5 protein-coding genes are annotated in these 13,054 nt (G+C 48.1%); 1 reads left to right on the top strand and 4 read right to left on the bottom strand.

The window, feature by feature from the left end; all coding sequences use genetic code 11:
• A partial coding sequence (locus Xentx_RS06270; RefSeq protein WP_208607544.1) for a TetR/AcrR family transcriptional regulator occupies positions 1–491 on the top strand: 491 nt, incomplete at its 5' end.
• A gap of 179 nt (positions 492–670) precedes the next feature.
• On the opposite strand, the gene Xentx_RS06265 is transcribed toward Xentx_RS06270, so the two are convergent.
• The 4 genes from Xentx_RS06265 to Xentx_RS06250 are packed head-to-tail and all read right to left on the bottom strand — an operon-like array spanning position 671 to position 12,690.
• A complete protein-coding gene (locus tag Xentx_RS06265) occupies positions 671–6,973 on the bottom strand; it encodes a TcdA/TcdB pore-forming domain-containing protein (RefSeq protein WP_083600894.1) in 6,303 nt (2,100 codons plus the stop codon).
• Positions 6,974–7,010: 37 nt separating this feature from the next.
• On the bottom strand, positions 7,011–9,176 hold the full coding sequence (locus Xentx_RS06260; protein ID WP_074019407.1) for a type I secretion system permease/ATPase: 2,166 nt from the start codon (positions 9,174–9,176) through the stop codon (positions 7,011–7,013).
• Entirely contained in the window at positions 9,176–10,561 is a 1,386-nt protein-coding gene (locus tag Xentx_RS06255; protein WP_083600893.1) for an HlyD family type I secretion periplasmic adaptor subunit, read from the bottom strand. Before Xentx_RS06255 ends, Xentx_RS06260 begins: the two co-directional genes overlap by 1 nt.
• Positions 10,561–12,690, bottom strand: a complete 2,130-nt coding sequence (locus Xentx_RS06250; protein WP_083600892.1) for a type I secretion system permease/ATPase — start codon at positions 12,688–12,690, stop codon at positions 10,561–10,563. Before Xentx_RS06250 ends, Xentx_RS06255 begins: the two co-directional genes overlap by 1 nt.
• Positions 12,691–13,054: the final 364 nt, after the last annotated feature.

The following is a 13,054-nucleotide window of genomic DNA, read 5'->3' as shown; positions in this document are numbered from 1 at the left end:
AGAACATAATCAGCCTGCTCCCCGACAATCTGATCAGCGATTTTGTACTGACAGCCCATTGCATCAATCGTGACAGTGGAACCTTCAATATCCAACAAGCCCAGTTCGATAATCGACAAACGGCTATCATGGACGCTGCTATTGAACAAAGCGAGCCCATTCTGGAAAAAAAAGCCGCTGTTATTGCGTCATCTTATGTCAATTGTGTACTTCATCAGGGACGTGAAATACCCAGTATTATTGCCGCCTTAGCCGGTTCCCCTGAGCTGGAAAAAATCAAGCACGAATATGCAAAAATTTTTATAGAAAAATGCCGGATAACACTGACCCCATATACCAAAGGAGGAACTATTACAACTGCAAGCCTCTGGGCAATGCTTGGTGCAGCAGAAGTATTATCCTATGCAGCCGCTAACGATGACATCACTGCTACCCAAGCGGAAAAAGAACTGTTCGCAGTCATCGTTGCGATGGTTGAAAGAAGCCTGTAACTGCTTCCCCGTTGGAATGTCACCCGCAAAAAATCAACTGCATAAAGGCCAAAAAAGGAAGAGAAATAGAACTTCTCTACTTCATTCTTTCAAAAATTCTTTGTGGTTCCTCAGCGACTAAAAACACTTGGAACACAGAAACAAGAGAGGCATTTAGCCTCTCCTATTATTTCTTGTTCTTACCCTATGACAGATTTGGAATTAGGCAACAAAAGCGGCTGTCCAACCTTAGCAGGTTGTATATTTTGCTGTAGCTGCTCATAAGCACCGCCGATATCAGGGAATGAAGCCATAGCCTCGCTCAGCTTGACCAGACTCGGGCTTTCCGCCTCTAAAACAGGAGTGACGGTATGAGCGGCAATATCTGGCTGCCTACTGACCCAGGATAAATCCACTAACATATTATGAGTATCTTCTTGTTTACTCATGCTCTCAACTAGATGCGCCACGTCAATCATCGAAGTAACGCCCGCCAGATTAATATGTAAATGCTGATGAGATTTGGCCTGGTTACCAAATACCTGACGTACCACCAATGCTGTTCCAGTGCTGGAATCAGTCAACATCAGGTCGTCATCGTGTCGGTTAACGAGAATACTTTCCGGATTGGCTAGCGGTAAGATCAGACGATCTAAAGATTGTCCCTGATCGTCATTATCGATGATCACCGTACGGTAATGAGTCCACATCTCTTTACTGAGCTGATAGGTATCGTGATTGGCCCCACCATACAGCACCAGACTATCGATACCATCAATAATCGGTAACGTTAGATTATCACTGGCCTCACCTCCTTGGAGTAATAAGGACGAATTGATTCGCTCTATTCCAATAGATTTATTGAGTATTTTTACCCCACTACTATCGCTCTGGTATAACTCCTGAGTCAGTTGGTTATACACATACGCCGCTTTATTTTTGGCATCGATTCCCAGAAAACGCAAATTGCCTGAGGCAGGAATTCCATTCCCTGAAAATATCTGACCGCTGTCAACATCAAACCAGTCTTGCATATTGTTATTCTGCAAGGTCAGAACCCCTTTGGCATGCCATTGATTGGCAAGTTCAGTCAGTGCCTGTGACAAGTGAGCCGCATTATTCTGGTGCCAATCTTTGTCAACGCCGATTAACCGCAATTCACCGTTATTAGCTCGTACCAGGATCTCGCCCTTGACTGTGATCAGACGTATGCCAGCATCTACCTGTTGCGCCGCCTTAAGAGACAACTCAGGTGTCAACTCACTGGCAACAGGAAGTTGTGCCGAAGCATTAAGTACGAAGCCGGAGTCAAAAGCATCAGCCAATGCTTTCGTAGCCATAGTTGGCTGGCGATATAGCTTACCACTTTCAGGTTCAAAGAGCCGTGCAGAAGTACCATCAGCTTCGAACCCCAGAAATTGTAGTGATTTACTCTGTAGCATTGCTGAAGCCATCACAACTTGTCCATTGTGATACCACACGGGCAACAAGCTTTTGCCGTCAGTGCCTTTGACTCCAAATACTGCCAGAGTGGCCCCGCTATTTGTGACACTAGCCAGATCCTGCCACCAGTGGGTATGCCCCTTGAGCCAATGCTCGTTAACTGCTTCGTAGCTAAGCTGCCCCAATGCATCAAGTTGCGCTACGCGCCCATCCTCGGTGATAGCGAGCAGGTTACCATTCAGGTTGACTACATTGGCTAACGGTGGTGTGTTGATGCGCAAGGCAGTGGGTTGATTAGCATCAAGAACAGCCTGACCTGGACCTTCCTGACGGAACAAAGCATTCTGCTCTTTACTGTAGAAGAAAAACACTTCCGTGCCAGAGGGATGGGAAATACTCCCCGCTAACACGAGATCAGCCGGGATCTGCCAGGCACTGCGAGTCTGTTCGTACTCTTTAAAGTACAAGGTTTGTTCTTTCGGTGGTGCCAGATTCGGTTTAATCAGTGTTCCATCACTGGTACGTATCCAATAGCGGTGTGCCACACCGGCTGCATCCGTACCGAATAGGGTGACCAACTCGGCACTGGTCGGTTCGATCAGCCGATCACCCAATGTATACACCGAAGTTTCACGTTGAGTGCTATTGCTCTTGTAACCCTGAAGTATAGTCTTAAGTTCTTCATCATGCCGATCTGTGCGTGCGGAAAGCTGGAGTAACTCATCATCACCCACCACACTCACTAACTCCATTCGGTCACCGACGATCCGGTAGCCCAACTCAGCTTCTCTCTCCTTCAACTGATAACGGCGCGCCAGATAGACCGCATCTCCTTCTTGCCATAACCGACTGATCTGGCCAGCATTCTGGTTGAACCATGGCTCAAACTGCGCGTTGACTTGTCCAGTGGCAATGTCTACCCTCCACGCTACCGCATTATCGGCATCATAGAAATAAGCATGGTCGCCCATTACTGCCCCCAATTGGGCATGTTTAGCTTTTTCGTGAGTAGTATCGGTGAACAGCATTCGCTTGTTGGAGACGTCATAGAAAGCCCGGCCAACATCATGCCCGTTGTGATTGTAGTTCTCCACTACCACATACTGCCCGTGTAACTGATGCGCCTTGGCCAGATCATTTAAGTGTTGCTCAATTTGCTGTCCAGGTACTTGCCACTTGCTCGCATCCTCGCTTATCACCTGAGTTGTCAGATTGGAAAAATCGACTTCACTAACTTCATTCTTGCCGTTAACTATCAATACCTGACCATTTTGAGAGGGATCGAGTTCGACCACTACGCCACCGACTACCAGTCGGTTTTTCGAAACGCTGATAGTATCACTGGCGAGCTGGCTGCTATCGATGATCCAGCGCGACGGTACATTACTACTGCCATCCGCATTGGTGACATCACTGATGAGCTTCACGCTGGTGCCTTCATTCAACCCTATCAGGTACTCACCTCCTGCCCCCTTGATTTCGTAATGCAGATAGCCTTGCAGTTCCTTGGGGAGCTCAGGCACTATCAGTTTCCTGTGGTGTTGATCGAGCACCACTTCGATCGGCGTTGCTACATACTCCTGATGAATCCTGCGGATCGTCGCTTCACCTGGGAAGATGTAGAAATCGTAATCGAAGCGTTTATCCTCTTCGAGTCTGCGAATAACATCAAAACCCGTATCGTGACGTGTTGTTGCACCAGGAAGTTGCATATATTCGTACCTGATGAAGGATTTAGGTGTCCCCGGCAGGATGAGTACGCTGCTATCACTGTGATCAAGTTTATGAGAAACATCCTTGTAACCGATTCCGCTACGTACCTCGATCGCCTGGCTGCGATCATGAACCATCTTGGGAAAATCGCCGATCCAGAAGAAATAATTGATTTTTCCTGAACCAGTAGGGCCTGAATGGGTGCGATAAATGTACTGACTGTCAAAGTCAATCTGATTATTGCGTAAATCCAGAGTCTTAATCACAGCGCCGGCTAATGGTATCAACACCTTCTTCTCGCTGTCATACCGATAGCCATTGCCCTTGTAAGCCTTGTCGAGCGTATCGAAGTAACGGCCTACCGCCTTAACATCCTCAGCAACAGCACCAAACGCTTGCGCCAGCGCGGTAAAGCCCACTGCGAGCCCGCCAAGGATCACTCCTGCGCCACCAAGTACAGCAGAGGCCGTCGAGGCGCCAACCAGCCCTGCACCAACCCCGGCAGTACCTGTAACGAAACTGGCTGAATCGAACGCTAGCTGGGTTCCGAACACAGCCTTCTGTGTATCCGTTTCGGCATGGGCGAGCTCATAGGCATCCAACCCAACCAGAGCCCCACCAAGAAGCACGCCTATGCCTTCATTAGCGGTATGAGCCAGAGTTGAAGAAAACTGATTGAGTGAGGTTTCAGCAACCATCACTTCACCACGTAATGCCGTGCGCACCAACTTGATAACGTTGGTGACATCGTTCGCTCCTGCGTGAATCATCTGGGCGTAGTTAAGGTAACTATGGATCTTAAGTGCGGTGGCCAGATCAGGCGAAGTACTCCCATGTGCCGCATCGTTGCGCTTCTTGTCAGCAAACCACTGGATTAGCGTCTGTACTGCAAATCCAGCATTCAGGCCATCAACCGGAGCTGCCTCACCGCTTATTCCATTGAACCGTAACTGGCCGCGCTCAAGGTTAAAATGCTTGTCCAAAGTGAGGATATGTTCATCAACGAAACGACGGAATTCGAAAAAAGTGGCATCATTGCTGTTCACCAAACGCGTCTTCTCCAGGTGATCGCGATTGATGAATTGGATACTGTAACGGCCTTCCCCCTGCTCCTCAATACTGCTAATTACTGGCATCCAACGCTGGTCAAGATTATTTTCCTGAGTAAGCTTTGTAATGGCCTTGTCGAATTTTGCCCCCCACTGCTCAGTATCAAGGGTAGTCAATGCGGTGCGTAACTGAGCATCCTCAGCAATTTTTACTTGGGCATTGACCGCTTGCTTGACCCATTGTCGTTGTTCTATCACAGTGGCAAGTTCGTCGGGACGGATCAAGTCAGCAACATTTAAGCCATTGCCTACAGGTACTCTTGCCATCTTGGTGGGATCGATCTCCACCAGATTAAAGGTAGGAGCAGACTTACTACCAAACGCACTGTAGTGAACAGCCAAGCCACGCTTGACTAAATGTTTTTCCATCGCATGTAAGAGATTGGCTGAATTATCGAATGCGAAAATCCCGAAATTTGGATCATAGAAATAGTAACGACGCCCTTTAACTCCGACAGTGCTCCCCACCATCATGGCATGGTTTTGGGTATTAAGGGCGAACGTCGAAGTGCCCGTCGCTTCCTTCAACAAAGAAACAACCTTAGACAAGGTAACCTTCTCTTCCAGAGCTTTTGACGCTTGACTGGCCTCAATATTAGAGTGCAGTCTTACCAGACTGTTTTTTAGCAGCGTGGAACTGCCAGCCTGAGGGGAAGCCGCGGCAAAGAAGAGTTTCTCCACCAGACTATTGATACTTGCTTCACCACCGCTGGCTAGTGCTACCGCCATAGCTCTGACCAGGGGATAACAGCGACCACCAGATGCATCTCCAACCAACGACAGATAAAAATCTTGGGGTATCAGACGACTGAAGCTGCTACCGGCACTCTGAAAGTCCTCGCTGAACACCGCTGTCTGCTTCAATACTTTGTCGATATATTCAGCCCGGCTAACTTCAGTGATACGACCACTCAAAGCTCCCCGCTGTTTAGGGGTAAGCGGGCTGTCAAGAAACAGTTTTTTCATCTCCAGGATTGACATTCCATCGTTAAAACCTGGAATGGTAGTATCCTGAAAGTTCTGTAATCCATCGGTGAACTCAATACCCCTCGGTCCACTCCGCTGGTAGGCTTCGGCAATAGCATAACGCTCACCCACGTTATAGTCGCGTTCCTGACCGCCGCCCTGAATAGATGTATCATCAATACGCACCACTGCATCTATACCGTTCTTGAACTTGATTTGCTGCCATAACCAGCTTTGTTCGACAGAGAACACTTCGCGCAAAACCGAATCGTATTTTTCCTTGTAGTACTCCAGTGTGATATTGATATACTTTATCTGTTCATCAATCTGAGCAATCTTAGAACTGTTTCTGGTGTTTCTCCGAACCTCATAGAGTGCACTTCTTTCATCTACCAACTGCTGAGTTTCTGCTCCTATCGCCTCTTGGATCTTATTACGCAACCCAATCCACGCAGAAATTGCCGGATGATGAGGAGAAAATTCTCCCTGTTCATATACACTACTAGAAACCCCTTCAACGGACACACCAAACTGAGCAGCAATCTTTTTGAGTTTTTGATGAATTTCCTTACGATAAGTAGCGAATTGAGCCTTGTTACGCTCAGTCGCTTGACTGTCAGCGTTCTGGATCAATATCGGTTCCTCACCACTGCGCAATTTCGGCCAAATATCCTGACCTTCTCGCTGATACTCCTGGCGTTGGAATACCAATTGCCATTGACCCTCAACGTATTGCATATATGCCGCGGCGAGACCTTCAGCAGTGTTTGCTACCTGATAATCCTTAAAATCCACTGCCATGACCACGTTATCGTATAGCAGCGAACTGTTGACTCGTCCGTCGTGATAGACTCGGTAAGTATCAGCATTAAGATCGGTCACCACCAGTGAACATCCTGACAACGATCCAGTGAACAGAAAACTTCCCGGAATTGTATGCTTGGGAATGTCTACATAGGCCGGCAACACATTAGCCTGGTTTGCACCGTTGTAGCCAAGGAAATAGGCTGGTACGCTGTTAGCATCACTCCTTGCTATCTCATTCGAGCTTCGATCAGAGTATTCGATCTCATATACGCCTGACTTAACTTTTACCAATTTGGCGTTTCCCTCTGCCGGAAGTCGTCCTGCTCTAACCAGTGTCTCAGCACTGATAGTGTTGGATTTCGCAAATAACTCAGGATTGCTAGCAAACTGTTGGATATCAGCGCTACCTTGACGGGATACCGCCTGAGCAGACATAAGCAGCGATTGATTGCTGTTATTGGGCATGACAATTCTCCTTATAAAAAAATCCTACTGATGATCTTTACGGGGTTACTTTTTCTTTCATCTGCAAGGCCCACAGTCGGGCATAGAGCCCGCCTAAAGCGAGCAATTGCTCGTGGCTACCCTGCTCAACAACTTGCCCCTGATCGAGTACCAAAATCCGATCAGCATGGCGCAAGGTATTGAGGCGATGAGCAACACTGATCACAGTGCGACCTTGAGCAATGTGCTGCAAGTTAGCTATCACCGCCGCTTCCGATTCATAATCCAAGGCACTTGTGGCCTCATCCAGCAGCAAAATACCGGGATTAGTGAGCAAGGCTCTGGCCAGAGCGATGCGCTGACGCTGCCCACCAGACAGGAGTGCTCCCTTCTCACCAACTTGGGTGTTATATCCTTGTGGCAGGTTGCGAATAAACTCGTCTGCCCCAGCCAAAGTTGCTACCTGAATAACTTCAGCATCACTGGCTTGCGGTCGACATTGGCGGATATTTTCTGCGACCGAGCCTGAAAACAGTAAACTCTCTTGTGGTACGACACTCATGTTGCGACGCAGCTCTACCGGATCTGCAATTGCCAAGTCGATCCCATCTACTAATACTTGTCCATGCTGGGGAATATAAAGGCGCTGTAACAACCGTGTCAGGGTTGATTTGCCCGAACCTGATGGCCCGGTAATACCAACAAATTCACCAGGACTAATTTCGATATTGAGGTTACGCAATACTTCCTGACCTTCCTCATTGTAGCGAAAGCGCACACCTCTGAAGCTCACCCCACCCTGTAATCTGGGGATTGAAGCCAGACCTCCGCTACCGCTTTCTTCCTCTTCATCGAGGATGTCACCGAGCCGGTTCAGTGAGATTAAAGTGTGTTGAAAATCCTGCCAGATTTGGGCTAAACGCAGGATCGGTTGGGTAACGTGCTCAGAAAGCATATTAAAGGCCACCAGCTCCCCCAAACTGAGTTTTCCCTCCATCACCATAATAGCTCCCCACCACAGTAACAGGGCGGAGGTCAGTTTCTGGATCAGCCCTATCCCTTGTCCGGCGAGGAGTCCTACCACTTTGGCGCGAAACGAGGAACGAACAAACGCAGATAGCTGGTGCTCCCAACGGCGCGCGAAACCCGCCTCAGTAGCGCTAGTCTTAATCGTTTCAATGCCGGTCACTGATTCGATCAGGAAAGCGGTGTTGTCAGCCCTTAACTCATATTCCCGCAACACACGGGCACGCAGCACAGGCCCAACTACCATCCAGAATAGGAAATAGAGCACCAGAGAGCCGAGTACCAGCCATGTTAGCTCAGGGGCATAGAAAAACATCACCGCCACAAACAAGCCGACAAAAGCTAAATCCAGTACCATCGTCAGTGCAGAACCGGTAAGAAACTGTTGTATCTGACTCATTTCGCGCACTCTGGCAATAATTTCTCCCGTCTGACGCTGCCGGAAATAGTCCATTGGCAGGGCGATTAAGTGCTGATAGAGACGACTGGAGAGCTCAGAATTGACTTTACTGGCAAGGTTAGCGAACAGCCAGGAGCGGAGGAAACTATAAACAGGCTCGCACACGGCCAGGATCAGCATGGCAAACCCTAGCACCTGTAGACTTGACAGGCTGCGACTGACCAAAACCCTATCGATCACATTCTCGAACAACATGGGAGTGACTAAGGCAATCAACTGTAGCATCAAAGACACGAGGAGAACGTTTCTGAACTGAGCGGCATGTTTACGAATGGAAGGCATAAACCAGCTAAAGCCGAACTTCTGTCGTTTCGGTTGCTCAGCCGCTTCCGCCAGCAACACAACCCTGCCTTGCCAGTGGTCGGCGAGAATAGTCCGGGGATAGTGCTTCTCTTTACCCAGATTTGGCTGATACAAGACAACAAACTCGCCTTCAACCCTTTCCAGTACTAACCAACCTTGTTCTGTATCCAATAAGACAGGCAGGGGAAGATGTTCGAGACGGCTCATATCTGTGGTGATATAGCGAGCCCTCAAACCGATCCACTGGGCACAACGGCAAAGATCTTGGTAGTCCGTGCTCCCTTGGGTACGTCCGAGACGGTGACTCAATAACTTCGGCTCCACCGCCACATTGAAATGGTGAGCGGCGTAGGCCAGAGCCAAAAAACCACTATCTACTACTGTGGACTCGTCTCCGTTAGATGGCTCTAATAGGATAGATTCGATGGTTGGCATTATCGTTCCCTCAATGCTTCGGACTGGTACTGTTGCAGCGGGCTGATCAAGTAATCGATCACCCGTCTATCCCCGGTACGGATTTCAGCGGTAACACTCATACCTGCTTGTAATGCAACTTCGCTCACATCCACTGCGATAAAGGTTCGTTCCATTCGAACCCGTGCCGGAAATACCAGCCCCAGTTGCTCATCCTTAACTGCATCCTTAGAGACATGAGCTACCTTACCCCGTACGGTGCCATAACGGGTATAAGGGAAGGCATCGACTTTAATTTCTACCGATTGACCAGCGTGCACAAACCCCACATCCTTGTTCAATACCATCACTTCGGCTTCAAAGAGCGTATCATCAGGGACTATCACCATCAGTTGTTGGGCTGATTGCACTACGCCCCCCAGCGTGTGGATCGCCAATTGCTGCACCACACCATCGACTGGTGCCCGCAGGGTATACAAGCGCAATCTCTCACGGGTTTTAATTAACTGCTGTGTCATAACAGCAATTGCAGCCTGCGCTTCATTCAATTGGTCATAATATTCACGGTTGATCTTGGCCAGATAGTGCTCTCGCCTTTCCTGCAATCCCTGATATTGCTGTTCAAGGACAGTCAATTCGGCATGTTGTTGAGAAAGAGAACGTTCTACTTCCAGCCTTTCTCTCTCTTGCCCCAATAGCTCAACTTTTGATAACAATTTCTTGGTGGCCAGAATTCGGTGCGCTTCAAGGCGCACCTTGATATTGACAGCAAGATCCTCCAACGCGGAGATATCAGCACGACGAGCATATTGGTTCGCTTGGTTAACCTTCATTTCGCCATCCAAACTTTTTAGATTGGCAACCACTTCTTTCCAGGTACTCGCCAGATGTTCTCTCGCCTGCACGGCCTGTGCTGGCGGCGTACTTTGCGGAACCACAAAATGTTCGATAGGGGCATCGGTCAACAGGGCCCGTAACCTCGCCTGCTCCAACTGTTTGAAGTTAAGCTGCTCCTGCAACTCCTTCAATTCGGCTTCAACGCCTATGGTGTTGAGTTTGATAAGTACATCTCCCGCTTTTACTCTCTGGCCGTCGCGAACCAATATCTCCGCAATTTCACCGACTTCAAGGGGCTGAATCACCTTTGAATTGCTGGACACAAGTAGTTTTCCCACAGCATTCGCATGAATATCCAGACGACCAACAATTGACCAGATTAAAGCGATTAGAAGTATCAGAGTCAGTGCCACCGCAGTGAACCTTGCCCAAGGTGCTGGAGGACGTTCGACGATCTCCAGGTAGCCAGGTTGAAACTCGTATTCGTCACGGGTACGCTTCGGTGCCTTGGGTGAACAACGTTCTTGACGCCAGATCAAAAAGGTGGATTTCAGGTGCTTTAATGCCATCACACAACCTCCTTCCGTAATTCCTGTTGCAACTGCCACAGTCTGGCGTAGCAACCCTCCTTAACCAGCAACTGGTGATGGCTGCCCGATTCAGTGATCTGGCCCTGTTCTAAAGTGATTATGCGGTCACAATCACGCACCGTAGACAGGCGGTGAGCAATGGTGATAACGGTGCGTCCCTGAGAAATCTCAGCCATGTTGGCCTGGATTAAGGCTTGAGACTCATCATCAAGGGCGCTTGTCGCCTCATCAAAAATCAAAATCTTGGGATTAGCTATCAGCGCCCGAGCGATAGCAATACGTTGGCGCTGCCCCCCGGACAGAGAGCTACCCGCCTCAGCCAGCACAGTGTCATAACCCAGAGGTAACTGGAGGACAAAATCATGAGCACCCGCTAATTTGGCTGCTGTTATCACTTCCTCCAACGAAGCAGTGGGATTCTTGAGTGCAATGTTATGGCGCACACTGCGGTTGAACAGGTAATTCTCCTGCAACACAACCCCGATCTGGCTACGTAGGCAGGTAGGATTTAGTTGATGTAGAGGAATGCCATCGATCAAGATCTCTCCTCCATCTGGAGCATAAAGTCTCTGTAGCAGGCGGGCCAGAGTACTTTTTCCTGAGCCAGAAGGACCGACTATTCCCAAGGACTCGCCAGCGCTGATATGCAGAGTTATCCCTTTCAATACAGGCTCTTGATCGGGTTGATAACGGAACACCAAATTACGCAGCTGTAAATCACCGTTGAGCGGCGTCTGGGGATAAATATCTCCCTGTGCCTGCTCAACAGGCAGATTGAGCATGTCGCCTAGTTTGTCAACAGCGACTCTGGTCAGGACAAACTGCTGCCACAGGTCGATCAGTTTAGCGATAGGTTGGCTGATGTGTGACACCATCATATTGAACGCGATTAGCTGACCAATGGTAAGCTCCAGAGCAATAACCATATTCGCCCCTAACCAGATAATCCCGACACTCGTTACCTTCTGTAGCAACATTACCCCGTGGCTGACGAAACTATTAAGAACCTGAGTACGAAAACTAGCTTCAACCATATTTGCAGTCTGGGACTCCCACCGTCGCTGCATATTTGGCTCCACTGCCAAGCTCTTGATGGTTTCGACACCGCTAACAGATTCGTTCAAAAAGGAGGTATTGCAGGCCGCAGTCTGGAACTGCTGTTCAATCCGCTGTTGCAGTGGTTTAGAACTCAGCCAGGCCAATAAGAAATAGAGGGGTAATAACGCCAGCACCACACAAGTTAGAGGCAATGACAGCCAGGCCATTACCCCGAAGAAAACAAAGGTGAATGCGACATCCACGCATAAGGTCAGCATAGAGCCCGTCAAAAAGTCACGAATACTGTCAAGCTCTTGCACCCGAGTGATGATAGCGCCTACCTGTCGGTGCTTAAAATAGAGCAGAGGCAAACCCAGCAAATGCCGGAATAGTTTAACGCCCAAGGCAATATCGATACGGTTAGCAGTATGAGCGAACAGGTATTCACGCAACCCTCGGAGTATCACCTCGAACACCCCTACCACTATTAGCACTATCACCAGCACGTCCAGGGTGGACAATGCCCTGTGTACCAACACCTTGTCCATCACTACCTGAAAAAGCAAAGGAGCCGCAAGAGCGAGTAGTTGCAGCATCAGGGAGAAAATCAGTATCTCACCGAGGAGGTGGCGGTGATGAATAAAGGCAGGAATAAACCAGGAAACATCGAACCTGTGGCAACCTTCCCGCAACTGGATCACTTCACAACTCCATCTGGCTTCAAGCTCATCAATGGGAAGTACTTCAGGTGAAGCGGAATAAGGAGACTGGGTCAGAGCCTGATCAGGAGAAAGGCGTACTAATACAACAAATCCTCCCTGTTTGTCTCGAAAGGCTAAAGGTAGTTGTTTTGGTGTTAGCTTATGGAATTTTAAACGGCATAATGCCATATCAACATTATGTATTTTACCGTATTCTTTTACTGCAAATTTCAGCTTGCTATCAGAGGATAAAGAAGGTGTTTCTTGAGCTTCACCTTTAATCAACTGCAACAATAGTCGACAACAGTCAAGGGCAGAAGACAACGTATCGGCAGATATATTGTCCTTATCAATCGCAGCTCCCATCATGTGATTCCATTCTCATATTATTGGAAAAAAAACATATTAGTAAGATGGTTAATCCACATTAACTAACGATATCTATATGGCTGTGGAAAAAAATTTTCCATAGTCAAAATAACTCAAATTTATGATTACCATTGATGATAATTATCAATACTATAATTATTGCCAACGTCAATCCAGAAAAATAATTCCATTTTAAATCAATAAATTAATTTAAAATGGCAATATTTGTTATTGGATTGTTTTTTATTTCCGCCTGTTTTGTATCTAAATATGGTGCAATAAATAAACCTCGAAAAGAGACTATTTATTGGCAGAAACCTCCATGAAAGATATAAGTCAGCAATAATTGTCATGTCCTGCTACA

This window comes from Xenorhabdus thuongxuanensis, from assembly GCF_001908095.1.
Classification (GTDB): Bacteria; Pseudomonadota; Gammaproteobacteria; order Enterobacterales; family Enterobacteriaceae; genus Xenorhabdus; species Xenorhabdus thuongxuanensis.
The sequence above is the reverse complement of the archived record's forward strand: the minus strand, read 5'-3'. Positions and strand labels throughout refer to the sequence as shown.